Source organism: Acidobacteriota bacterium (genome assembly GCA_030949985.1).
GTDB lineage: Bacteria > Acidobacteriota > Polarisedimenticolia > J045 > J045 > JALTMS01.
This window is the reverse complement of sequence record JAUZRX010000068.1, coordinates 1-24,644: the sequence shown is the minus strand read 5'-3', so window position 1 is coordinate 24,644 and position 24,644 is coordinate 1. Positions and strand designations below refer to the sequence as shown.

The 24,644-nt window shown below is 57.6% G+C and carries 19 protein-coding genes and 1 pseudogene; 15 read left to right on the top strand and 5 right to left on the bottom strand.

Going from position 1 to position 24,644, the window contains the following annotated elements; all coding sequences use genetic code 11:
• Together Q9Q40_13555 and Q9Q40_13550 are read right to left on the bottom strand one after the other, a co-directional pair.
• The coding region (locus Q9Q40_13555; GenBank protein ID MDQ7008245.1) for a glycerophosphodiester phosphodiesterase family protein at positions 1–150 on the bottom strand (150 nt) is incomplete at its 3' end.
• A 337-nt stretch (positions 151–487) separates the two neighbouring features.
• A pseudogene (locus tag Q9Q40_13550) lies at positions 488–1,668 on the bottom strand (IS256 family transposase).
• Between the two features lie 929 nt (positions 1,669–2,597).
• On the opposite strand from Q9Q40_13550, the gene Q9Q40_13545 reads away from it, so the two are divergent.
• Both Q9Q40_13545 and Q9Q40_13540 read left to right on the top strand, forming a co-directional pair.
• On the top strand, positions 2,598–3,167 hold the full coding sequence (locus tag Q9Q40_13545) for a hypothetical protein (protein MDQ7008244.1): 570 nt from the start codon (positions 2,598–2,600) through the stop codon (positions 3,165–3,167).
• 74 nt (positions 3,168–3,241) lie between these two features.
• Positions 3,242–4,033 (top strand): lysophospholipid acyltransferase family protein, encoded by a 792-nt coding sequence (locus tag Q9Q40_13540; protein ID MDQ7008243.1) that lies wholly within the window; start codon positions 3,242–3,244, stop codon positions 4,031–4,033.
• Here the strand turns inward: Q9Q40_13540 and Q9Q40_13535 are convergent.
• Complete coding sequence (locus Q9Q40_13535) at positions 4,017–5,033, bottom strand: fatty acid--CoA ligase family protein (protein MDQ7008242.1); 1,017 nt, start codon at positions 5,031–5,033, stop codon at positions 4,017–4,019. The two genes, Q9Q40_13540 and Q9Q40_13535, sit on opposite strands and share 17 nt — an antisense overlap.
• A 791-nt stretch (positions 5,034–5,824) precedes the next feature.
• Here Q9Q40_13535 and fabG point away from each other — a divergent pair.
• The 9 genes from fabG (at position 5,825) to Q9Q40_13490 (ending at position 18,058) form a co-directional block, all read left to right on the top strand.
• Positions 5,825–6,586: a 3-oxoacyl-ACP reductase FabG gene (fabG, locus tag Q9Q40_13530; GenBank protein ID MDQ7008241.1), complete on the top strand. Its 762-nt coding sequence runs from the start codon at positions 5,825–5,827 to the stop codon at positions 6,584–6,586.
• Positions 6,587–6,643: 57 nt separating this feature from the next.
• Complete coding sequence (locus Q9Q40_13525; GenBank protein ID MDQ7008240.1) at positions 6,644–7,864, top strand: beta-ketoacyl-[acyl-carrier-protein] synthase family protein; 1,221 nt, start codon at positions 6,644–6,646, stop codon at positions 7,862–7,864.
• A 2-nt stretch (positions 7,865–7,866) separates the two neighbouring features.
• A complete protein-coding gene (locus Q9Q40_13520; protein MDQ7008239.1) occupies positions 7,867–9,345 on the top strand; it encodes an NAD(P)/FAD-dependent oxidoreductase in 1,479 nt (492 codons plus the stop codon).
• A gap of 17 nt (positions 9,346–9,362) precedes the next feature.
• Positions 9,363–10,589 (top strand): beta-ketoacyl-[acyl-carrier-protein] synthase family protein, encoded by a 1,227-nt coding sequence (locus tag Q9Q40_13515; protein MDQ7008238.1) that lies wholly within the window; start codon positions 9,363–9,365, stop codon positions 10,587–10,589.
• Positions 10,579–10,836, top strand: coding sequence for a phosphopantetheine-binding protein (locus tag Q9Q40_13510; protein MDQ7008237.1), 258 nt, complete (start codon positions 10,579–10,581; stop codon positions 10,834–10,836). The genes Q9Q40_13515 and Q9Q40_13510 overlap by 11 nt, the downstream gene beginning before the upstream one ends.
• 880 nt (positions 10,837–11,716) lie before the next feature.
• A complete protein-coding gene (locus Q9Q40_13505) occupies positions 11,717–13,834 on the top strand; it encodes a DUF2062 domain-containing protein (GenBank protein MDQ7008236.1) in 2,118 nt (705 codons plus the stop codon).
• Positions 13,831–15,021 (top strand): beta-ketoacyl-[acyl-carrier-protein] synthase family protein, encoded by a 1,191-nt coding sequence (locus tag Q9Q40_13500; GenBank protein MDQ7008235.1) that lies wholly within the window; start codon positions 13,831–13,833, stop codon positions 15,019–15,021. The genes Q9Q40_13505 and Q9Q40_13500 overlap by 4 nt, the downstream gene beginning before the upstream one ends.
• A 1,056-nt stretch (positions 15,022–16,077) precedes the next feature.
• Positions 16,078–17,475, top strand: a complete 1,398-nt coding sequence (locus Q9Q40_13495; GenBank protein ID MDQ7008234.1) for a lipid biosynthesis B12-binding/radical SAM protein — start codon at positions 16,078–16,080, stop codon at positions 17,473–17,475.
• A 301-nt stretch (positions 17,476–17,776) separates the two neighbouring features.
• Positions 17,777–18,058 (top strand): acyl carrier protein, encoded by a 282-nt coding sequence (locus Q9Q40_13490; protein ID MDQ7008233.1) that lies wholly within the window; start codon positions 17,777–17,779, stop codon positions 18,056–18,058.
• 63 nt (positions 18,059–18,121) lie between these two features.
• Here the strand turns inward: Q9Q40_13490 and Q9Q40_13485 are convergent, their stop codons facing one another.
• A complete protein-coding gene (locus Q9Q40_13485) occupies positions 18,122–18,721 on the bottom strand; it encodes a hypothetical protein (GenBank protein ID MDQ7008232.1) in 600 nt (199 codons plus the stop codon).
• A 45-nt stretch (positions 18,722–18,766) separates the two neighbouring features.
• The gene (locus tag Q9Q40_13480) at positions 18,767–20,236 is read right to left on the bottom strand and encodes a radical SAM protein (protein ID MDQ7008231.1); all 1,470 of its coding nucleotides are present in this window, start codon (positions 20,234–20,236) and stop codon (positions 18,767–18,769) included.
• Between the two features lie 310 nt (positions 20,237–20,546).
• Between Q9Q40_13480 and Q9Q40_13475 the strand changes: the two genes are divergently transcribed.
• The 4 genes from Q9Q40_13475 to Q9Q40_13460 are packed head-to-tail and all read left to right on the top strand — an operon-like array spanning position 20,547 to position 24,331.
• Positions 20,547–21,653 carry an FtsX-like permease family protein gene (locus tag Q9Q40_13475; protein ID MDQ7008230.1) on the top strand — a complete coding sequence of 369 codons (1,107 nt, stop codon included), beginning with the start codon at positions 20,547–20,549 and terminating at the stop codon, positions 21,651–21,653.
• Positions 21,650–22,897 carry an FtsX-like permease family protein gene (locus tag Q9Q40_13470; protein MDQ7008229.1) on the top strand — a complete coding sequence of 416 codons (1,248 nt, stop codon included), beginning with the start codon at positions 21,650–21,652 and terminating at the stop codon, positions 22,895–22,897. The genes Q9Q40_13475 and Q9Q40_13470 overlap by 4 nt, the downstream gene beginning before the upstream one ends.
• 28 nt (positions 22,898–22,925) lie before the next feature.
• Positions 22,926–23,645, top strand: coding sequence for an outer membrane lipoprotein-sorting protein (locus tag Q9Q40_13465; GenBank protein MDQ7008228.1), 720 nt, complete (start codon positions 22,926–22,928; stop codon positions 23,643–23,645).
• Positions 23,642–24,331 (top strand): ABC transporter ATP-binding protein, encoded by a 690-nt coding sequence (locus Q9Q40_13460; GenBank protein MDQ7008227.1) that lies wholly within the window; start codon positions 23,642–23,644, stop codon positions 24,329–24,331. The genes Q9Q40_13465 and Q9Q40_13460 overlap by 4 nt, the downstream gene beginning before the upstream one ends.
• The last annotated feature ends 313 nt before the right edge of the window (positions 24,332–24,644 follow it).

Genomic DNA, 24,644 nt, shown 5'->3' with positions numbered 1-24,644 from the left:
GAGCAGCACCAGCAGGCCGTCGGCGGTGGGCCGTGCGTCGATCTCGACCGCGGCGGCTCCCGCCTCGAGGGCGCGACAGAGGGCGGCGGCGGAGTTCTCCGGCGCGCAGGCGCAGCCGCCGCGGTGGGCCACCAGAAGGGGCTTGTGCATTCTTCCTCCGTCGAGTCCCTCGGCTTGGATGGTGTCGGCTGGTGGAAGCGTACTACGTACGGTTGCATGGCGGGGCGCGGATGACCTTCCGTCCATGGCGCCACCGGCCTCGGGGGGCCTGCAGCTTTATGCCCCATGCTTGATGGTGCACTAACCCCCGGGTTCCAATAATTCTTCGGCGAAATCGGCGGGAAGGTGAGGGGGTGACCCCGGGACGGCAGATTTGACCGGCGAACATCCGGTGCCCGGCTGTTTATTCGTGTGTCTTGGGGCGGTCTGATCCTGCTGGTTGGCCGGCCAAGCAACAATTCTTCTGTAAAAGCACTGGCGGCGGGTCTCATTCCCCCTCCATGTTGAGGTAGCGCTTGCCTAGACTCCACTCCTCATCAAACTCGGCGAGCACGGCGCTTGGGAGCCTGAGAAGCGATGCCTCCTTTGGAAAGAGACCGGCAACGCGCGTTCGGCGTTTGATCTCTTTGTTGAGCCGCTCGATCCCGTTGCTAGTTCGAAGGCGGAGTCGGTGTTGTTCCGGCAGGTCGAGCACTGTGAGGCGCTCTGGAATCGCTTCTTCGATCCACGCAGCGAGCTTGGGCGCAGTGTCCTTGTAAAGGGTAATGGCATCCTGGAGCTTCTCGTCGGCCTCGGCGCGGTCGTTCGACTGGAAGATAGAGCGGAGAACGCGAACCACTTCACGACGCATTTTTGCTTTCGGAATGTAGCCATGGCATTGCGCTGCAGATGAAACTGGCAGCGCTGCCAAGGCACGGCAGTGAACTCGGCTTGGCGTGCAGCCTTGAGGCCGGCGTGATCGTCGCTGATGGTCAATCGCACGCCTCGCAGTCCGCGTTCTTTCAGGGAAGCCAGGAACTGCCTCCAATGAACTTCAGCTTCCGACAGCGAGACGCTGACTCCCAGCACGGTTCGTCGTCCATCAGAATCAACACCGACAGCCACCAATAGGGCGCAGCTGAGTACTTTTCCGCCCTGCCGGACCTTCTCGTAACGAGCGTCGAGGATCAGGTACGGTGTTTCTCCGAGAACGCGTTCCCTCCACGCTTGGAGTTCTTCATCGAGCATCTGGGTGGCGTGGGAAACCTGAGAAGAGGTCACCTCGAAGCCACACAGTTCCTTGGTGATGCGTGCAACCTTGCGGGTCGAGACGCCCTGGACATACATTTCAGCCAGCGAGCAAAGCAACGTCCTCGCCGAGCGGCGGCCTCGCAAGAGCACACTCGGATAGAAGCCATCCTGACCATCGGCGATTTCCCGCACCTGGGGTGCATTCAGCTTGAGTTTGCCGACGCGGGATGAGAGAGTCTTGGGTTTGAAGCCGTTGGCGTTTCCGCGCCGACTACTGGTTCTCTCGTAGGGCTCCGCCTCCAGTAAGCGGCTTCGCTCAATCTTCATCGTGGAATCGAGAATCATCTCGAGAGCCCGGCCAAGATCGTCGAGACCGTTATCAGCCAGTATTTCCAAGACCTGTTGGAAAGCGGTAGAATCGTTCTGCTGGTGGGTCATGTTTATCTCCTCCTGTTTGGTTTTCTCACCAACAAGAAGAGCGGAATGGATCGGCCAGCGCAACACCCCCGGATGGCTGCAGGGACGGCGCCTGGTATCATCTCCGGCCCTGGGCTCACCCCACCGGCTCGCTACGCTCTCCTTTGCGGTAAGCCCAGGGCCGGGGATGAAACCAGGCGCAGGAGAAAAACCGACACCAACCACGCAACCTCCTCCAGGGAATTTACAGAAGAGACGCTACGCCAACGGTTGGTGGGTGCCGATCTCCTCCGTTGTGTCACGGGATAGAGATATGGGAGACGACGGTAATCACCTGCTGACGCGGTGTCGCGTTCCAGGCCATGGATGTTCGGTGGGGCAGGAGGAACAGTGTCTGGTGCGAAAAAGTTGCGGGTCGTCGGCCCGTATCACGCCACCGGCTTGGCAGTCCGTTGAAAACGGGATTTCGACGGGTGGGCCTGGATTTCAAGGTGGGTTCATACGCGGGACCGAGGTCGTATTGGGCATACCGTAAGTTCCCTCGCGAGTGCTGCCTCAGGAGCCTGGGTGTCTGGTGCGGGAGAGGCTTTTCAATGGTTGCTGAAGAGGTATAATCACGCTCAGTGAATGGGCCCTGGGTACAACCCGGCTTGCCGAGGGGGGGGCGGGCGAACCGATCCGCCGGCCTCCGAGCAGGGGTGCTGCTGGTTCGGTGGGGAGACTAAGGTGGCGGTGGCGTTTCGTGGCGAAATGCAAATGGCGCCCGCGGCACGTCGGTCGTGGCGTTGACTGCACGATGGTTTGAGCGGAGTCGGGCCGCGAGATGCTTCTGCGTGTGGGTTTTGTTTTGCGTGGCCGGTCCCGTTTTCCGGGGCTTCCTTGGTGGGAGTCGTACGAGAAGTTTCGTGCCATGCGCCGAATGCGGAGTATTCAGTAACCCGGGAGGTTCGATGATTCACTGGACTGTGCGACGGAGCGTACTGCTGTTGGCCTTAGTTGGAGTGGTCTTGGCTGCCTTGCCATGTACCTCCGGAGAGGACGGGACAGAGTACACTCAATACAACATCTGGTTTGAGAAGCCGATGAAGGTCTACTCGACCAACTACCAACGAGGAACGATGCTGCCCGCCGGCAGTGCGGTCAAGGATGTCAAGGTCATAAGCAGGGGTTCGAGGAAGTATGTGGAGTTCACTGTGGCTGAATCGGGCCTAAGAATCCGTGTTTATTGGATTCGGAAGCACGATGCCTACGGCAGTTTCGAGGCCTTTCGAAAACGGCTGCTGGGTACCAAGAATTTCGCAGCGCTGGTCGATGGATTATCAGCGGCGGAGGTCGCGGCGATCAGGGAGGGGTCAATAGAGCCGGGCATGTCGAAAAAGGCCGTTTTGGTCTCTGTCGGTTATCCTCCAAGTCGGGCGACCGCCACGCTGGACCTGCCGTCGTGGCGCTACTGGGAAAGTCGTTTCGATACGATCGAGGTACGTTTCGAAGGTGACATCGTAGCGAGCATTCTTGACTGATAGCCCGTCACCAGGTTTGCGTTGCCTCTCTGTTGGATTCGCCGGGAGAGTCCGGCGTCAGTACCCGGTTTGCGATGAGTCACTTCCTGCGGGAATTTGCCAGGAGAATTGGCGTTGGCGTAAAGACCGCGTACTTCTACGTGATGGGGGTCGCGTGGGTCACGATTTGCGCGTACGGTCTCGTGATCCCTATCGCTATTGTTGAGCGTGTGTTGTGCATGGACCGCTTCGACCTCGCCCAAACGGTTCTTTACTACGGAACGTGGTTGGCGGGTTTGCCTATGCGCCTAGTGAGCCGCTTTCACGTGGACAAGGCAAAGATTGCGCAAGAAGGCGATGTGGTTGTCATTTGCAACCACCACAGCTACATTGATATTTTCCTCTTACTTACCATATTCCCCAGAATACATTTTACGGCGCGGAGTACTCTCTTTAGAATACCGTTCCTGGGCTGGGCGATGAGGCTTCTTGGTCATGTGCCGCACGATCCTCTGAGTCTCGATCGAGGTGTAGGATCTGCTCGGCAATGGCTTACTCGCGGCCGCTATCTTGGCCTCTTCCCGGAAGGAACCCGTCATCCAGAGGGCGAAATCGGCCCATTTCGCCGCGGCGCCTTCCGCATCGCGCAGGACGCAAGAGTACAGGTGCAGCCGGTCGTCGGAGTGGGGACGGGCAGAATCTGGAAGCGCGGCCAGTTTTGGGTCCGGCATCTCGGGCCGGTAGGTGTTCGGGTGCTCGACCCGGTGAATGTACCGGCTGGCCTGAGCCGTTCGCAGTTCGCCGAATGGGTGGAAACCGTGCGTCAGAGTATGCTCCGAGTGCATGGCCAACTTCGCGAGGAGTTGAAGCTCAACGAAGAGTGCTAAGGAGTCGCTGCCGGTCGATTTTGCCGATGCTGGTGGTAGGGAGTGCTTCGAGAACCCTCACGGTTCGTGGTAGCTTGTACTTTGCAAGGCGCTGACCAAGAAAGGATTTGAGTTCCCAGGGGGCCAATTGCCGGTCTTTCTTCGGGCAGGCGAATAGGGCGACAGCCTGCTCTGCATATCTCTCGTATGGTAAAACGATGGCCTCTTCCACGTCTGGATGCTCTTGCGCGACGGAAAGAATCTCCTGCAACGAGAGCCGCCTTCCGCCGATTTTGATCACCGAATCGAGTCGGCCGAGGATGAGAACCTGGTCGCCTTCTTGGCGTGCAAGATCATCGGTGGGGGTCCATCGATTCGGGGTCTGCTGCCACGGGCTCATGACCTCGAGTCGCCCTTCCCTGCCGCCGCCTGCGATGCGCCAAGTAAGCTCGGGAAACGGCTGCCAAGGCCCGCCTTCGCGTCGTATTGCGATTCCCCCGTTTTCCGTTGAACCGTAAACTTGCGTGATAGATTGCTTGCATACCTCGGTGAAGGACGCTTCGCAGTCGGTTGGGAGGGGGCCACCTGAGCAAAGATAGATGGCCGGCGGGAAAGGTGTTTGGGCGACCTGGGCAAGAAGCCGATAGTGCGCGGGGACACCGACGACGAGATGGGGGCGAAAACGCGTGATGGCTTTGGCCCAACCGTAGGGAGTGGCGTTTCCGCAGAAGATGGCACGGCCACACGAGATGAGAGGCAGGAAGGTTCCGTACATAAATCCGAGGATGTGGAACGGCGGAACCATGGAGAGCACGGAAGGCGCTTGCGGAACCCCGAGAAAGGCAGGCTCCACCCGCATCTGCCGCCGAAACTGCGAGAACGTCTTGGGGACCAGTTTGGGTTTGCCGGTGGAGCCTGACGTAAGGAATACCAATGCGAGTTCATCGTCATCTGGAATTGCGATATACGGCATTGGTGTTCCCGCACGAGGAACCCGTTGCACCTGCCGATTGATCTGCACTCCCTCTTCCGCCAAAAGAACTCGGCCAGCTTCCGGGATCGAGTCTAGATGGATCTCGTCGAGAATCGATGGGTCAAGTAGAATGGGCGCTTTCTTTGAGCGCCACAACCCGAGCAAACAAGCCAAGAGAAACGCCGGAGAGTGAACTGCGATCGGGACGATGTCTTCTCGTGTGCCTCGAACAGCCTGCCTGACATTGGCCGCCCACGCTAGGAGGGATGAGGGGCTCCAGTCACGCCCATTCTCGCTCAGGATTGTCGTCCCTGAGTTCGTGCATAGTGTTTTCCTGATGCTAGCATTCATATCTGACTACTGACAGGCCAATCAAAACCCGCAGCGATTCCCGGGGACCGGGAACCTAAGGTCTGAAAATGGCCACTGAGGCGATACATTCCTTTGTTTCTCTTTCGCGCCTCCGCGTTGATGCTGCGCGAACAGGGTGAGGCCCGTTACACGGAAAAAACCAGGCTGGTGGTTTGTTAGGGAGTGCTCATTATAGCACTTGGCCGAATAGATTCTTGTCCGAGTCGCTGTTGGTTTCCGTAATGCGAGCGCCGGGCGGGATGCCAGCTACAGCCTGGAACTCGGGTTGATGGCGCGAAGCGGGGCTCATGGACTGAATTGCCTTGCAGTTCCCCTTGAGCGTGGCAACCCGTTCTGCCGAATTTCGGCGGATTTAGGTGGAACCTTCGGGCGATTGACACTGGCCATGCAGCCTACTACCCTCACCCCGTTTTTGCGGGTAGAAGGTTAAGCTCTCTTGACACAGGCACTTCGCGGGGTGTAGGCCATTGATCGATCGCAAATCTGACGAACTCCTGTCATTTCCTGACAACGCGCTTGCTGTAGTGAGTGGTGGCAGCCGCGGTATCGGCCGAGCGGTGGCGTTGCGCCTTGCCAGATGTGGTTTCGACATTTGCTTCAATTATCGGGAGAACCATGTGGAGGCGGAAGCGACCGTGAGAGGCGTGGAGGCCTTGGGACGCGAGTGCCGTGCGTTGTGCTTTGACGTCAGAGATCGGGACGCGGTGGAAGCCAACTTGGTGCCTTTGGTCGAGGAACGGGGCGCCCACGTGTTGGTGAACAATGCGGGTATCACTTGTGATACCGTGTTCCCGTGGATGACTTTTGAAGAATGGGATGAGGTGACACGGACCACTCTCGACGGTTTCTTCAACCTCACCAAGGCGGTTCTGCCTGCTATGTTGCGCCTTCGTAGAGGGCGAATCGTCAACGTCGCGTCAGTGAGCGGGCAGGCTGGTCGTGTCGGACAGGTCAATTACGCAGCTGCCAAGGCAGGCTTGATCGGGGCGACTAAAGCCTTGGCGGCCGAAGTTGCCAGGAAGGGCGTTCTCGTCAACGCCGTAGCGCCTGGTCTGATTGCTACGGATATGACGAAAGACCTGCCGGCGGCTGAGATTCTCCGCGGTATCCCGCTTAAGAGATTCGGTGACGTCGAAGAGGTTGCGGGCGTGATCGCCTTCTTGTGCTCCCGCGATGCGTCCTATATTACCGGTCAGGTTATCGGCGTTAGTGGCGGGCTTTACAGGTAAAATCAAGCCGACCCGGGTGGCGGGGCGCTGGATACCTAAGGGAGGGGCAAGAGGTCGATGTTGGGGCGTAGGGTGGCCATCACCGGCATGGGAGTGGTTTCGGTGATTGGTGTTGGTGTCAAGTCGGTATGCTCGTCTTTGGAGCGAGGGCGTTCGGGTGTGCGAGTCCTTCCACAGCGCCGAGCCCTCGGTTTTCGGTCTGCTCTCTCTGGCGTTATCGACGATTTCCGTCCACGCTCGAATTTGTCGAGGAAAGTACGCAAACCGATGCCTGAGTTCGTGTTGTGGGCGTATGAGGCAGTTCATGAGGCGCTTTCTTGTGCAGGCCTTAGGGAGAGTGATCTGCGGTCGGAGCGTGCTGGTGTGATTTTTGGTAACGACTCCGTTGCCAGGCACTCTCACGAACAGGCGGAGCTGACCAAGGTGCAGAGGACGACTGCGGCGTTGCACTCCGGGATGGTCTTCCGCAGCATGAACTCGACGGTCAGTATGAATCTTTCGACTCTACTCGGCACGCAGGGCGCGAATTGGTCAGTGAGTGCTGCATGCGCCAGCGGTGGTCACGCCATCGGGCAGGCGTTTGATTTGATTCGTCTGGGACGGCAGGACCTGATGATTTGCGGTGGCGCGCAAGAGATTACCTGGGAGGCTGTCTGCTCTTTTGACTCGCTGCGGGCATTTTCGCTGCGCGAAGACGATCCGGCCCGAGCGAGCCGGCCCTTTGACCGTCAACGGGATGGACTGGTGCCATCAGGTGGCGCAGCCGCGATTGTTCTCGAAGACCTGGACCGGGCAAAAAACCGTGGCGCCGAGATCTTGGGCGAACTTCTTGCTTACAGTTTTTCTGCGGATGGGGGCAACATTGCGCTGGGGTCGGGGAGTGGGCTCGCCCGGTGCATGCGCGGTGCCCTGGCCGATGCAGGTCTTTCCGTAGAGGACGTAGATCTGATTTCCGCCCATGGGACATCCACGGTTCAGGGGGATGCCGCGGAAGCGAAGGCCATCTATTCGGTGTTTCAGAGTTCCATGCCGTGGGTCGTTTCTACGAAGTCTATGACAGGGCACGAGATGTGGATGTCTGGTGCTTCGCAGATCGTTTATGCGGTCGCGGCTGGTCGAGCGGGATTTATTCCTCCGAATATCAACTTTGAAGAGGCCGATGAGCAGACGCGGCACCTGCGCATTTCAGTCGCAGCGGTAGACCAGCGACCTCGAACTATCGTGCTCAACGCAGCTGGTTTCGGTGGTACCAATTCCTGCATTCTCGTCCGGATCTGACGATGGATAAGTCTGCGGTGGTGGTCGGTGCGGGAATCTGTGGCCTGGTCACTGCAAGTCTGCTTGCGAAGTCCGGGTGGGATGTCGATCTCGTCGAACAGGCGCCGTCCACGGGACCCTTGGTACGGGGATTCCGGCGACGGGGCATGCTCTGCGATACGGGCTTTCACTACACTGGCGGCCTTGGGGAGCGGGGGATTCTGAGGAAGTTGCTCGGTGCACTATGCGGTACTTGTGACCTTGACATTTACGAACTGCCCGAGAACGGTTTCGATTGTCTCCGTCTTCTGGGATCGGGTCAAGATGTATTTATTCCCGTTGGTTTTCCTAGTGTGGTAGCCGCTTTGAGAGGAGCCTTTCCGGAATGTGGCAATGCCGCGAATGCTTACGTTGCGGCGGTCGAGGATATCGTTCGCCGAACCCCTTATCTAAACCCGGATCTGCCGCCATGGAATGGAGATTTACTAGGGCAGTATGAGGTGTCGCTTGAGGAATTTCTGCGCTCTGTCGGGGCCAGCGAACGGATGGTGAATGCGCTGGCTTCGTACGGTGCGTTTCTTTATGGAATGAGCGCTCGTGAAACGAGCCTCGTCTACCACGCACGCGTGGTGGGAGCGTATTTTGCTTCAGCTCATGGTATCTGTGGTGGTGGAGAAGCGCTGGTTGATGCATTGACCAATTGCGCACGGAGCCATGGCGTGTGCGTTCGCTGTGCTACCGACATGGTGGATCTGGTGATCGAATCGCAGGGGCGGGTGGGAGGCATTGTCCTCGGAGACGGCGAGCATCTTCCGGCGAACCTGGTCGTCTTCACCGCGCACCCTGCGCAACTGGCAAGAATGATCTTGGCGGGGCCTCAATCACAGGCGGCTAGCCCTTACTGGGAACGCCTGCTCATCGCAGAGAACACTCCGTCGGCCTTCGTGCAGTACATCAAGATTTCGAAATCTGATCTGAAGGCGGACGTCAACTATTATCTGATTGGGGGGGCGAGGGGAAAGGTGGGTTCGGAGGGCGATGATTCCTCGTTTGCCTTGATGGCATCATCGGTGCCTTGTGCAGGTGATGGCAGGGGGCGGGTTCTCCTCGCCGAATGCGGTGCCCATGATTTTCCCTTTGGAGGAGGGTCGGCAGGCGAGTCGGACAAGAAGAGATATGCCCAATGGAAACAGGATGAAGGCCGCCGTTTGGTTGACATGGCGCGCAAGCATTTCCCGGAACTTAATGGTGCTGACTTGGTGGTGGATATGGCAACTCCGCGTACGTTCAGTCGCTGGACAAAAACGCCGGGCGGCTCTTTGTACGGTCTAAAGCATGGTATGGCCGATCGGCGAGTCCGGATGAGAACGCCCATCCCGGGTCTTTGGCTGGCCGGCCAGAATGTACTGATGCCCGGTGTCATGGGGGCGGCCATTTCTGCAATAATGGTGTGTCAGGCTGTCGTGGGTGGGAGTCGGATATGGGGCATGCTCAAGCCTTGATGAGGAGAAACGTTGTCGTGACTGGTTATGGCGCCATTACGCCGTACGGTGTCGGCGTTGCTACCTTGATCGAGGGCTTGAAAGCTGGTCGCTCAGCCGTGTGCAACATGAGCCAGTACTGGAGCGAAAACGTTGAGGGGCGCTATTGTATGCTTGCGGCGCCTGTGCTCGAGGGGTTCGAAGAGCGCTCTATTCCTCGTCGTTTGCGGCGTTCGATGGGACGATCCGCTTGTCTGACTTACGTTGCCGTTCAAGAGGCAATTGAGCATGCCGAATTGCCTGGGGATACTTTAAAGGCAGGCCGGGTGGGTGTCGCTTTCGGGGAATCTATGCCAAGCGCGTCGGCGCTGGAGACCTTCTTTGATGAGTACCTTCTCAAGCGCAGCCTGGCGAATATTCCCGCGGGAGGCTTTTTCCGGGTCATGGGGCACAGCGTTGCTGCGAATGTAGCGAATGCGTTCGGAGTGACGGGGCGAGTGGCAGGTACGCCCGGAGCGTGCGCTTCAGGAGCCATGGCCGTTGGTCTCGGATACGAGATGGTGTCTTTTGGGGTTCAGGATGTGATGATTTGCGGCGGCGTGGAGGAGTGCCACGGCTTGACCAGCGCCGTTTTCGATATTCTGGGAGCCTCATCGACGCACTGGAATGCACACCCGGAAAGAAGTCCGGCGCCGTTTGACCGGGATCGGGACGGCACCGTTTGTGGAGAAGCCGCCGGAGCGATCGTTGTCGAGGCGGAGGAGCACGCGCTGCGAAGAGGCGCACCGATTCTCGCGAGGGTGCTGGGATTTGCGGGAATTGGCACGGGCAATGGCATGGCACAAGCGGGTTCGGCATCGATGGAACGTTGTTTGAGGATGGCGTTGAGCGATGCCGGCTTGGAGGCAGAGTATGTTGGCTATGTCAATGCGCACGCCACGGCGACGATCCAGGGTGACAGCGCCGAGTCCTCAGCTATCCGTGCCGTCTTCGGTGGTGGAGTTCCAGTCAGCGGTCTTAAGGGATACTTTGGCCATACATTGGGCGCGAGTGGGGCGGTAGAATCCATCGCGTCGATCGAGATGATGCTTGGCGGTTACTTGGTGCCAACGGGCAAGTTGCGCAACGTGGACGAGTGTTGCCAGGGGATAAACCATGTGCGTGAGTTTCAGCAGGCCGATTTAGACGCGATAGTCAAGTGTAGTTTTGGTTTTGGGGGAATCAACGCCGCGCTGGTGCTCGGGAGATATGAGGATGAACCGTGAACAAATAGCGAAGAGAGTCAATGCCGTAGTCGCTATGGAGTTCGAATTGAACGAGGCGAAGCTGCACGAGAAGTCTACTCTCTACGAGGAACTTGAACTCGATAGTCTCGATAGTGTCGACCTTTTTGCGGCGCTCGGAAGAGAATTCGAGTTGACGATCGATAGACAACAGGATGAGCCGCGGCTGAGGGAGATTCGTACGCTCGGGCAAGTGTATGATTTTGTCAGTGATAAACTTCGCCAGTAGATTCAGGCGGGCATACCAATGCTGGAATCGGGATTTCCATGCACGACGGCCAATTTGGTGCCCCATCGGCCGCCGATGCTCCTTGTCGACGAACTACTCGAATACCAGGAAGATCATGGATCTGTTGGCGCGAGCGTGAGGCCCGGCAATCCTTTTTTAGTTGACCATGATCGGTTGCATCCAGCCGGATTGATCGAGTTGATGGCTCAGGCGGCGGCCGCTCATCATGGTTACCGGTGCGGCCTCGAAGGACGGCAAGATGGGTGGGGATATTTAGTTGGGGTCAAGAACTTTGTGGCAAACCGTGTGCTGCGTGTGGGAGATACTGTACGGATCGTGGCGAGGCGCAGGCAGGCGTTGATGGAGTTCGATTTCGTGGAGGGGACGGTTTTCGCGGATAGAGAACAGGTTGCTCGCGGCGATTTGACGTTGCTATCGGGACACGGTGCGGCTCCGGTGGCATTTGGGATGGGGAGGGAGGCCCGAGAGTGCGATGGAAGTTATGATCGAGCGGTGCGATTGAGCGAGAGCGTGTGGCCCCCCGAGCATTGGTTGGCCGCCCTTGTCGCAGGCGTGGCCTCAAGGCCGCTTGTTGCGGCGCCCGAATTGATGGTGGTGAAGGGGCATTTTCCGGCCGCGCCCCTGTTGCCGGCGGCTTACATTACAGGGATCGCCTCTTTCGCGGCTGCGAGGGTTGCCGGAAGCAAGACCTACGATGGTGTTAGTGTGATTCGGGCAAAATTCGTATTACCTCTGACCCCTTCTGAACCATTCCGTCTAATCTGTCGGCCTGGTTCGTCCGGTGTGAAGGCCGCTACTAGTGTGATGGTTATGCACCGTGACAGAACAGTTGCGGCGATAACCTTCGGTTTGGGGCGAGATGACTGCTGAGGTTAGTTCTTGCGCCGTCGGCGGAGGGATATCGGTCTGGGTTGTCATCCCGGTTTATAACAATGCGAAGACCATCCATCGGACGGCTCGGGGTGCGCTGAGGACGGGCCTGCCGGTCATCGTGGTGGATGACGGTAGTTCCGACGGATCCGCCGGTTTTGTCGACGGATTGCCGGTGACCTGTATCCGGCACAATCGTAACCGGGGAAAGGGAGCCGCGATTCTGACCGGAGCCCTACAGGCACGTAAGTCTGGTGCGACACATTTGGTGGTGATTGACGCTGATGGGCAGTTTGAGTGCTCTGATTTACCGATATTTATGGCTGCGATTGTCGATTCCCCGCACACGATTTTTTGTGGGTATCGTGACTTTACCGGGTCCGGTGCGCCACGATCTTCAGTTTTTGGTAGAGCGTTTTCAAATTTCTGGGTTCGGGTCATAGGAGGTATTCACGTCGATGATTCGCAATGCGGCCTACGTGCGTATCCGATCGGGACCTTGCTGGAACTGGGCGTTCGTGCGCGGCGGTTCGATTTCGAAGTAGAGGTGCTGGTGAGAGCGGGTTGGGCGGGTATATGCGTGGCTAGCATTCCGGTTCGCGTGGATTATTCGCCGCCGGAGGGGCGCACCACCTCGTTTCGACCATTCATTGACAACGCAAGAATCACATGGACCTACACTCGCCTATTTCTGAGAAATTTCGTCCCTTGGCCGCATCGCCGCATTTCCGATCCTGGCGGGAAGGGCTCGGTAGACGAGCGCGAGAAAAGTTTTGCTTTGTTGCGGCGTCTTCTTCAGGAGCATCGAACTCCAGGCGAGTTGGCAGCCGCGGTCGCGGTTGGGCTTTTTCTCGCAACATTGCCCCTGATCGGTGTGCACTCGATAGCGATCGTTTATGCCGCGACGGTTTTGCGATTGAATCGAGCGCTTGCTTTTGCAGTGAGTCACCTTTGCGCACCACCCGTTGTTCCGGCCCTTTGCCTTGAAGCTGGGTATTTTTTGCGAAATGGGCGTTGGTTGACAGAAGCGAGCATTGAGTTGCTTTGGTTGCAGGCGGGCCAGCGATTTTTTGACTATCTCCTCGGTACCCTGGTCGTTGCGCCTTTTCTTGCGTTATTAGGCGCGCTGGTTACTCTTTTTCTGGCGCGTGCCATAGCCTGCTCGGGCGAGGCGTGCGAGAGGAGTCATCATGGTCGCAATATCAACGCGACCTATGGAACGGAACTGGGGATAGGAATTTTCAAATTGATCATCAAGACCCTCGGTTTGCGGGCGGCCTACAGTTGTCTTCTTGCCGTGGTTCCTTTCTACCTTTTGTGTCGTCCCGCGATTCGGCAGTCGATGCGACCCTACTTGGCCCATAGGTTCCCGGGCCGTAGTAGGTTTTCGTACTATTTGCTTTCGGGGCGATGGTTATGGGAATTTGGCGAAACCCTCGTCGATCAGGCTGCTCTGGAAATACGAGGTAATGACTTTTTTGTTGTAGAGGCAGAGCGGAGTGATGAACTTGAGGAGATTTTGGCCCGTAATCAAGGGACTATATTCCTGATGACGCACATGGGACGTTGGATGCTGGCCTCCTCGTTTCTTGAGATGTCCGACAAGGCATTGCATTTGTTGATGCACAATGACGGCGCCGCGCCGTCAGGCCTTTTGTCGGCATCGAACCGGCGTACGGGGGCTGTGCACCATATTGATCCGGATGGGCTTTTCGGCGGTCTGTTGGAGGCTAGGGCGGCACTGCTGAGGGGGGACTATGTCGGGATGATGGGGGATCGTGCTTGGGGGGGGCGTACGGTATGCGCGACATTTCTTGGTGGTGTGGTACGAGTTCCCGAATCTCCTTTCCGACTTGCCGCAGCTGGTGATGCGGGATTGATAGCGTTGATCGTCGAGAAGGTTCGGCATCGGTATTTTCGAGTGCGTTGGAAGGAGATCATTCCGGGAGGCGACAGGAGTGGGCCTGAAGATTCTGTGGGGTCTTTAGCCATGTCCTACATGGACTTTGTTGAGAATGCGACGAAAAAATCTCCGTTCGCGTGGTTCAATCATTCTGATTTTTGGGAAGAATCGAAGCCTGAGAGACAGAGGGGTAGGGGGGAATGAGGAAGGGCGGTGTCGTTGTTACGGGCATGGGTGTTATTTCGGCCCTGGGACGCGGCGTATCCGTGACTCGCGAGAGGTTGTACGAGGGTTATGTGCAGCCAGCACCTGAGAAAGGGCCACTTGAGTGTTCTTTAAGTCCGCGGCCTGCTGTGTTCTACGTTGAGGCGCTTCCGGCTGGAAATGGCGATGGGCTGCTGACACGGACCTCGCGTCTCGCATTGGAGGCTGTTGGCGAGGCCTTTCGGCAGGCGTTTGGCGATTGTTTCGATGTTGATTTGAATCGGGTGGGTGTCTGTCTGGGCACGACGGTCGGTTGCGCATTTCGTGGAGAACGCTTGTTGCGACGGATTGATGCAGGTGGACGGCTCTGCAATACAGAAGTCGATGAATATTTGAAGAATGATCTGGCTACTGTTGTGGGGACTGCGGTGAACGCCCGTGGGCCTCGAGCGACGGTGTCCAATGCCTGCGCCTCAGGAACGGACGCGATCGGTGTGGCCGCGCAATGGATCGGATCGGGCCGCTGTGACGTTACGATTGCCGGGGGGGCGGATGAGTTGGATCGTTATCCATACTTGGGGTTCTTTTCGCTGAAAAACATGGCCCTTGAAAGGTGCCGCCCATTCGACCGCCGCAGGGCAGGGTTAAACCTCGGGGAGGGTGCGGGGATTTTGATTCTCGAAGCAGAGGAGCATGCGCGTGAACGTGGAGCCAGAATTGTAGGGCGGGTGCTGGGATATGGCGCTGGAGCAGACGCCTATCATTTGACGGCACCTCATCCGCGGGGCATTGGTATTCGGCGTGCCATTGGGTCAGCTTTGGCAGAAGCGAGGCTGGAAGTGGTCGATATCGCTTTTGCCAACGCCCACGGCACGGCGACGACGGAGAACGACGTAGTAGAAGGTCGTGTTTTCCGGGATCTTTTCGGAAGCGAGTTTCCGTTCATTTCCACCAAGGGTTCTACCGGTCATACTCTGGGGGCGGCCGGGGCGATTGAGGCGGTCTTTTGCCTTATCAATCTTTCTGACCGCTGTATTGGCCCATCGGCCGGTTTCGAACAGTTCGATCCGGAATGTGGCATTGCGCCCGTTGACCGAACCTTGGCAATCTGCGGTCGCGCGGCCCTGTCCACCTCGTTGGCTTTTGGTGGTGCAGCGTCGGCGTTGGTGCTGGGAGCGGGGGAGTGACCGTGCGTGGTGGGGCGGTGCTGGGTTGCGGGCAGGTCAGTGCGTGCGGTGTGGGCATCGGCGCTATCGCTCGTTGCCTCGAAGGGGCGAAGCCTGTGCCTAGGTGGGTTCCGAATCCTGTTTTTCCCGGCGGTCGCCGCATCCCGGTATTGAAAGCGGACGCGGATCAGGCAATGAAGGCGATTCCGAGGAGATTGGCGCGGCGGCTGGACTCCTTTGCGATAAACCTGCTCGCGGCGACTGTATGCGCATGCGAAGACGCAAAAATCGAGTTGAAGGATAGGGACCGGGTAGGCGTCATTGGCGTTACAGGTTTCGGGCCAATCCGGTCCACTCTTTCTCAGGTGAAGCGGATCATCGACCACGGAGATGGATTCGGGTCGCCATTTGACTTTGCAGTTTCTGTTCATAATGCACCGGCTGCAGCGATTTCCGTACTGTTAGGTCTTCACGGTCCGTGTGTCACGTTGACCGGATTCTCCTCGCCTTGGTTTGGTGCGATTGACCTAGCGTTGAATTGGCTCCAGGCGAAGACCGTCGACCTTGCCATCGTGGCTGCGGCGGACGAGTTTCATCCCGTCCTAGCTGGCGCGATAGCGGGGCGACACGGGATTTCCGACGATGGTGTGATGCGTCCTCTGGACCTGGGCGCCTGCACCTATGTGCCCGGGGAAACTTTTTCGACACTCATTCTTGGCTCTTGCCCTCATGAGAACGGGCCGAGTTTGTGGTTATCGGCTCCTGTATTTTTTCGTGCGACGGCAGGAGAGGTCCCGCGGTTGGCCAGTGAAGTCGTGGTTGGCGCGTGCGGAGACCCGCGGGAAGGGGACGCATATGCGGCGGTGGTGGCTCAAGCCAACGTTGTGGTGGCTCCTGAGGCACTGTGGGGAGCGAACCCGACAAGCGATTCTTTGCTCCCGATTGTGGGGGCCTTGCGGCTTCGGGCGGCATGGGAGAGTGGCGAGGGACGGATGGGGAATCTTTTAGACCTGGTATCCTGCAGCGCGGAAGGCGACGGATACTTAGTAAGGCTCGGTATCGAGGGGAATTAAACGATTGTCCAGGGCGCGGTCTGTTCTTATCATTGCGACAAACACGGAAAAATCACCACACCCCGTTTATCCGCTGGGCGCGTCCATCGTGACGTCTGCGTTGGTTCAAGGCGGTTATGACGTTCACGGTGTCGATCTGTGTTTCCTGCGCGAACCTCGGCAAGTGCTGGAGGGGACGATTGCAAAACTGGACCCACTGTTCGTGGGGTTGTCGATCAGGGCGGTGGATAATGTGTCCATGATTCGGAATAGGGTTTATCTGCCGGCCATCAAAAAAGTCGCCGACGTTGTCCGGGCGGCGACCGATCGGCCGTTGGTTGTCGGTGGCAGCGGGTATTCTCTATTTCCAAAACTACTACTGGAATCCCTGGGGGCCGATTACGGTATCGTTGGTGAAGGGGAAAAGGCCGTCGTTGCCCTTGCGGATGCTCTGCGCCGAGGAGCAGTACCGATTGAAATGCCAGGAGTTTATTATCGTCATGGCGGAAGGGTATACGCGGGGTCTCCGGCTGCTCTACTTGGGGCGGGGGAATGGTGTAGCCCCGATTACGAGGTTTTTCCCTTGAGCCCGTACTCGGCGGCTGGCGGCGTCGCGTCGGTGCAAACCCGTCGAGGGTGTTCGGAGGTCTGCGCCTATTGTACCTACCCTTTGATTGAGGGGCGGGCATGTCGCTTGCAGCATACTGGTCGGATTGTCGGTGATTTTGAGGCAGCGATGGCAAGGGGGGTAGAGGACTTTTTTGTCACAGATAGTGCTTTCAATCTTTCCGAGGAGCATGCCCTGGGAGTGTGCGCTGCGTTGAAGGAAAGGCGGTTGGATGTTCGATGGTCGGCGTTTATTGCGCCACGGCCCAGAATGGAAAGGCTGGCGGAGGCAATGGCGTCGAGCGGTGTTCGGAGCGTGGAATTGGGGTCCGAGGGCGCAACAATGGCAGCACTTCGAGGGCTCGGGAAGAGACATTCAACGAAGATGATTTTAGATACGGATAGATGCTTCCGGGAGGTTGGCGTTACGCCAGCGCACTATTTCATCTTTGGCGGACCCAACGAGACCAGAGACACCATCAAGGAAGGGCTGGAACTGATCGACCGGCTGTCCGGGCCGATTGTCGTTTTTTTGGGGGTGCGGATTTATCCGGGAACGCCAATCTTTAGACGGGCCGTCAGGGAGGGGGTTGTCCATTCGGTTAGCGACCTCTTGAATCCAGTTTTCTATTTCTCTGATAGGGTGGGATGGGACTGGGTCTTGCGGGAACTGGTGGAATTTGGCAGCAGCCACGATAATTTTTTCGTGAGTGGTCTTGAGTTGAACCACAATGGGGACTTCCTGGAGAGGCTGCGCCGAAGGGGACGGAAAGGCAGTTTGTGGGAATATGTTGGGCATGGCCCATATTCGACCTGAGGCGCAAAAGTGGAATCATATGGTGTTTGAGGGGGGGGCGTGGTCATCGTGCCGTAAATGGCGGAATGTATGGCGGACTGCAAAAGGGAGTTGGGTTCATGTCAAGGGGCAGGTTCGATGTGACTCCCGGGGCGTAGTACGGTGGGTTGATCGGATTGCGCAGCGGGGCTTGTTAGTGAGGGCACGGCAGGCGGGCGGGGGCGTTCCCCGCGGCTGAATAGGTGCGGTTTATGGGATATAATTCTTGCCCGGATGTTAGAGGGAACTGCGGAGCTAGGAATAGTTTCGGGGAGGCTCAACGGTGTACGAGGAGGCGCGGCTCAAAGAGCAGTTGAAAAAGATGATTATCGACGCATGCCGTGTTGAAGGGGTTGTTCCGGAAGAGATCGGCGACACGGATCGCCTGATTGGCGGGACCGGTGTCCTTGAGCTTGACAGCCTTGACGCGTTGGAGATCTCGGTTGCACTGCAAAGGGAATTCGGCATCAAAATCGATAACGCCACGGTAGCCGCGGACGCCATGCGGTCAATCGAATCGCTTGCGGCTTTTGTGTCGAAAGTCAGTTCGCAATCCCGGTCCTAGCGGTTCCTGGCGGCCACCCTACCGGTTGTTCGACGACGAGCAGCCGTTGGTGGCGGCTGATTTTCAGTTACTGCAGGCGGCCTCGATCTGGTTGTCGCTCAGGCCTAGGGACCTCATGCCGTCTATCTGGGCGAGTGTGCAATTGATCAAGCTCTGCTCGGACGCCGGACTCGGAGGCTGCGTCTCCGTCGCCAATGGTCTATTCGAACAAAGACGGCTGACCGCTATTTGAAGCATATTCCGGAGATTGAGCATCCATTTGCTGGCGTTCGGGTGAATGTTTTTGGCTCCACTGCGATATTTGCGGTAGTTGAGATTGATGCTGTCGTAGTAGTTGATGCGTACCTGTTTCTTGTCGAAGTGAATGCGGACTGTCAGTGTATGGCTTCTAATTCGCAAGGTGGCCTCGATTAAATCCGGCTGAAGTAGCGACGGTACCCAGCCGCTACCCTGTACCAGCGCAGGCCTCCTGCTGTCGACACCGCTTTCGAGAACGTCCAATAACGTATCGCGGATTTCTTCAGTAGATGCCTCGCAAGGAATCGTAATGGGTAGGGGTTCTAACATCGGCGCACTCCGGCCCGCCTCGCTGAGGGGCAGGCCAGACGTTACGGTCAGCATAGCCAACAGGACCGCTTTCCGGGAGAGCGTGTTTGAAAGCATGTACATCTCCTTTCTTTTCAGTTTCGATCCGACGAGGAAGGTGGTTTATTCCTCCCCGCGGCTCGGGGGTGCATGAGGGCCCTTTAGGCTTTTCGGGGTGCGGAACGATTGCTGGGCGCTTAGCAGTGTCGGTAGGTGGCGGAGGAGTCTAGGGAAGCTGCTGCGGCACTGCCAGGCCCGTCGAAGGAAGCGCGTACGCCAGCGGGGCTGGCTATAGAAGCGCCGGACGGCTTGGCGGTAGAGGAAATCGAACTGCTCTTCAGAACGAAAGCCGGGAGGGAGATAAACGGTATTGTTGCAGTTCATGAGTCGACGATCAGCCGAGATCAGGCCGGCGCGTGATAGTTCCGGCCAAGAAGGGGCGCCGGGAAAGGGGGTAAAACGGGTGAGGTTCATATCGTCGAGGTCGAGAGAGATCATGAAATCGGATGTGCGTTGAAGAGTGCCGGGTGTCTCTCCTGGTAGACCGGCAATGAAAAGGCCTTTGACTTTAAGTCCCGCGTTCTTGATCGCTTGTACGGTTTCCCGAATACGTTCCAGGCGGACACCGGGTTTGTGTCGAGACAGCAGTTCCGGGTCGCCGGACTCGATGCCGAGACTGATCATCCAGCAGCCTGCCCGCTTGAGAGCTCGAAGCATGGGGGTGTTGACGTGGCCCGCACGAACAGAGCAGTTCATGGTTAGCCCGAGCGGACGGCGAATCAATAGCTCGCAGAACTCGATAACCCGCTTCGCGTCCAGTGTGAAAAGGTCGTCGGCTATGTTCAAGTGCTGGATGCCATATTTGCGGCTGAGTTGAGCGGCGTGCTCATAGATGTAGTCGGGGGAGTGGACCCGGTAGCTGCTTCCAAAAACCGAGCGAACACAGAAAGAGCAACGATATGGGCAGCCACGGCTCGTGACGATGGTCGCCCCCCGCGATGCTGGTGCTCCAAATAGGGGTAGCGGATAACGTAGAGGGAAACCGTCAAGGAAACTGTGGTCGGGAAACGGGAGATTGTCTAAGTTCTGAATTTGTTGGCGCGGGGGAGAAGTCCGTGGCTTGCCTTCGTGACGGAAGGCGATACCGTGAATGGTTTCGATGGGCGCTGCGGATGCTAGTTCGGCCATTGTTTCTTCCCCCTCTCCGAGGACGAGAAGGTCAACGGAGGGGAACTCGTCGAGCAAGGCAGCCCCTACAGCTGTAGCGTGCACTCCTCCAAGGACCGTGAGAACCTCCGGGAAAAGGCGCTTGATTTGCCGGCAAAAGGCACTGGCATCGTCGATGGCCGATGTGGTTGCGGTAAGTCCCACCATGGCGGGTTGAAAGTTGCGTACGGTCCTTATCACGAGCTCGAGGCCCGTGGCATAACCGAGACCATAGGTGTCACAGATGAGGACGGAGTGCCGGCGGGCGCGTAGATATGAGGCGATGCTCAACAATCCAAGCGGTGCCGTTCGACTGACAATGGCGCTGACATCGCGCTTGCCGGGAATCCAGTTCGAGCCCGGTGGCTGGACCAGGAGAACCCTCACGTTACCCTCTAAGAAGCGATAAAGGCAGAATCAGGCCTCGCGACAAATCGAGGTGTATGATGTCAAACGGCGCACTGGTGCAACACAGGACGGTCTCAACGAGAGTATTCCCGGGAAGCAAATTTATGAACGGCCTCAGCAGCATGCACTCACTCCGCGACTCAGGATTTATGCTATCATGTTGACAGCTTGGAGGCTAGCCGTTCGGAGCATCTTCGCCGGGTGGGGGCGGACTGCTTTTGTCTGGCTGTCGCTCGGGCTCACGAGTTTCTTTTTGGTGGTTAGCCACTGTTTCGTTTCGAGTGTCGAGGTGAACATCGAGCAGTCCCTTACGAGGGGTCTCTGTGGCGATTTGGAGGTCGTCGATTCCGCGGCTCCGGATCTTAGCTTCTTGGACGAAATTCCCTCCGACCATCCTAGAATTAGAATCGCCGATCAAGTGATCGCGGTGATTCAACGGGATGTTGATGTCGAGGCCGTGTCACGGCGACTGGGGGCGTCCGGTCTTTTACTGTACCAGGATGCCAGCGCGCCGCTTTTGATTCTTGGTGTCGATTCGAAGATGGAGCCAAAGGTACTGCCGCGTTTCGCGGTGGGGTTGGCGGAGTCGCTCGGGGGCGGGGGGCGCGCTCTGATCGGCGAATCCCTGGCTCGCCGTTTGGGCATCCAGCTTGGTGAACGATTCACGGCCTTGATCCCTACGGACAACGGTCTTTTCGAAGGGGATGACTTCCAAGTTGCGGGCTTTTTTTCTCCCTCCGGGGTTCCCCTTGTAGACGAGTTTGCCGTGGTGATGTCGATTGGGGACCTGGAAACGCTGTTGGGGCCGGATACCGGGCCGACAAGCTTGGTGGTTCGCTTGACGAGCGGTGCGGATGCGATAAGAGCAACCCGCCGGATTCAGGCGGCTTTAAACCAGAATGGGTTTTCTGTCCGGGTGCGAGGTTGGCGTGAGCGAGCTGGAAAGATAAGTCAGATTGTGCAAGTGGGTCAGATGGGCATGCGTTGGGCGCTTGTACTTTTGACCTTCATTCTGGGTCTGGTAGTGCTGAATACTGTCGTTTTGTTGGTTCTCGAGAGGAGTGGGGAAATTTCGACTATGCGGGCTCTCGGCAGCAGCCGATTGCGCGTAGTCCGGATTCTTATGGTAGAGGCGGCGCTGGTACACACGTTTGCGGCTGTTGCCGGCTCTGTTGCCGGCGCCGCGCTTTGTTGGGCTTTGGGTCGTAACGGTATTCCGGTCGGTAGCAAGGCGATGATGTACGCCTTGGGAGGTAACCGGCTGTTTCTCCGGCCAACGTTCGAAGATCTTGTCATCGGGTTTGTTTTGGTTGTGTCGGTGGGATTGTTGGCGACGTTTGTGCCGGCGGTCGTTGTGACTTACCGGACCGCGCTTGTGGATGGAGACCGGAGATGAATTGGATTCTGCTCCGGGTATGGACGAGAAGTATGGTTCGGCGACGGCTGCGGAACTTGCCCGTCGGAGTGACTGTTGCTCTTGGAGCTTTTGTGTTGGTGGTTAATGGATCCATTGTCGCGGGAATCGATAGGCAACTGCGGGAAACGCTCGTCGTTGCTCGGTACGGGGATCTGAGATTGACTCCGCTCGGCAAGAATGCTGCCGGCAGTCGTGGCTCCGGGACTGCGTTGATTGATAATCCGCAGAGAGTTGAATCGGTGATTCGGCGCGTACTTCCGCGGGCAATCGTGGCCGGCGAGATGTCTGGTTTGGGAATGATTCAAAGTGATGTTGTTTCATCTGCCCGGGTAGTCTTCTGGGGGGTGGATACCATGCATGATGTGCCGCTTCTGGAGGCAATAGCACAAAGAGTACAAGGCCAGAGGCGACGGGAATTGGGTAACGGGAGGCTTTGGATCGGTGCTGCACTGGCTAGGAGGTTGGACGTTGAGCGTGGGGACGAAGTGACCGTTGTTCTTCCAGCGAATGGCAGTGATATCAACGCGGAAGATTTTGTTGTGGAAACTGTACTCGAGCCCGGCGCACCGTGGGAAGATTACTTTGCGTACATGTCCCTCGCGGATTACCAGGACCTTGCAATGAGTCGAGGGGTCAATGCGTTCAAGGTATTTTTGCCGGATAAAGACCGGGACCTTGAAGTGGTGGCCTCGGTTGTGTCTGCGGCTATCGCTGAAGAGGGAAAAGCTCTGCTCGTAAAAACCTGCTGGGAGAGTGGGCGTTTTTATATCGGGATAGTCAATGCTAACCGTCTTCAATTGATCTTGATGAATCTGATTCTCCTGATCGCGATAGGCCTTGGGCTGGGGAGTATCCAATTACTTGCGGTGTATGAACGGCGGAAAGAGATCGGGAGCATGTTGGCTTTGGGAGCGTCGCGGCGCTTGATCCACCTGCTTTTTCTTGGCGAGGGTGCGTTGCTCGCCTTGGTTTTTGGGGCGATGGGTGCAATCGCGGGTATTGTTTCTGTGTTGTGGCTAGGTCGGTGGGGGATCGAGGTCAGGCTTGAGGCGGTTACCTGGATGATCGGTGCGCGCAGGATTGTACCGGTCGTCGACTGGGTGCAGTTCCTCCTCGCGCCGTGGTTTTTGGCAGCAGCGGTAAGTGTTGCGGGGTGGTGGCCGGCGGCACGCGCTGCGAGGATGGATCCGGTGGCAGCAATGAGAGGTCGGCTTCATGGCTAGTGGCCTACGTCGGTTGGTGGTTAGGGCGTTGTTGGTAGCGCTCGCGGGTCTGGGTTCGGTTTTGGCGGAATCAGGGGACGCACGTGGTCTTCTTGAAAGTGTGGCGAAGCAGTGGGGGCTGGTGTCGGCCAGACTGCTAGTCGAGATGGAGACCCGGCGGCCTGACGGCAAGCTTTCGAAAAACAGTATTCTCGTACGGCGCGACGGATCGGGGAAAACGAGAATCGACTTTTTGGAGCCCGATAGAGATGCCGGTAAAGCGATGCTTCTCTCAGGACGAAAGGCGTGGTTATATTTACCGCGAGCGAAGAGGACTGTGGCGGTCAGTGGAAAACGAAACCCGCTCAGCGGGGGTTTTTTATTTGATGACATCTTGGCTGATGGAGGGGCGAAGTTTTCGGTAGTCTTGAAGGATAGTGGTGATGTGTTGATCCTTGAGTTGCGTCCGCGGGATCGGCGGCGGGGCCAGTGGAGCCGATTGTATCTGGCCAAGGATACGAAATTGCCGCGCAAGCGCGAGATCTTTGCGCATTCCGGTAAGCTGTTGCGGACGGTCAATGTTGAACAAACCGTGGTTTGGGAAGGTAGGCGGCTCCCATCCCGATTGCGCCTTATTGAGAATGCGCGGGCCAGCCGAGGTGGTGACGAGGTGACGCTTGTCTTGCGCAAAATTGAAAAACTCTCAGAGAGAGATCGTGAATTGATATCGGTAGAAAAGTTAGAGGTGCGGGCGGAAGTGAGGCAATGATCGAAATTGTTGGCCTTGTAAAGGAATATGGGAAAGGGCATGCTGTCGTCCGAGCATTGCGAGGGATTGATTTGATCGTCGATACCGGGGAGATGCTGGGCCTTGCGGGGACCTCGGGGAGCGGGAAGACAACACTGCTCAATATTCTGGGATGTCTCGATCGGCCGACGAGCGGCTCTGTTTTGATTGACGGGCAGGATACCTCGGGCATGAAGGAGAAAGAACTTACGCGTTATCGTGGTCAGACCATCGGGTTTATGTTCCAGGATTTCAACCTTTTCCAGTTGATGAATGTGGAAGAAAATGTTGAGTTTCCCTTGGCCATAGTGGGTGTCCCGGGATTTAAACGCCGGGAGCGAGTGGCGAGCATGCTTGCTCGTGTCGGCCTGGAAGGTAAAGAGAGGCGCTTTCCCGATCAGCTTTCAGCAGGGGAGAAGCAGCGCGTCGCGATTGCGAGGGCTCTTGTGCACCGGCCACGACTTGTATTGGCAGACGAACCGACAGCTAATCTCGATAATCGGACTGCACGTGGGATCATCGATTTGTTGCTTGATCTGAATAGAGAGATGATGACGACCTTCGTCATTGCCAGCCACGATCCGGCGTTGCTCGGGCGCTTGCCTCGCGTGGCGTATATGGAGGATGGCGTTATCTTGGATACAGTTGGCCCGGGCACTCGAGTTTGAATGGAAATTGTTGGAATCGTGCGGCGAAGGTGCCGGGGAGGAGTTGTAAGGACCCTTCGGTGCGAGAAAGCTACTTCCCGGCGAGGCAATCGGTTTGTTGTCTGATAGGAATTCGTGCGATGGGGCGCACTTCCTAGAGGCGCGGCCCCTTGCAATGGAAAAGGGGTTAGGGCCCGGCCGCTAGGGGCAGGCGGCGGCGTCTTCGTGGGCGGTCACCGAGCAGAAGCCCACGCCGCTGTGGGGTCGAGGGGTGCCGTCCGAGCGATGGCCGTGGGGGCCTTCGATGCCGTCCGTGGTGGCTGCGGCGATCTGG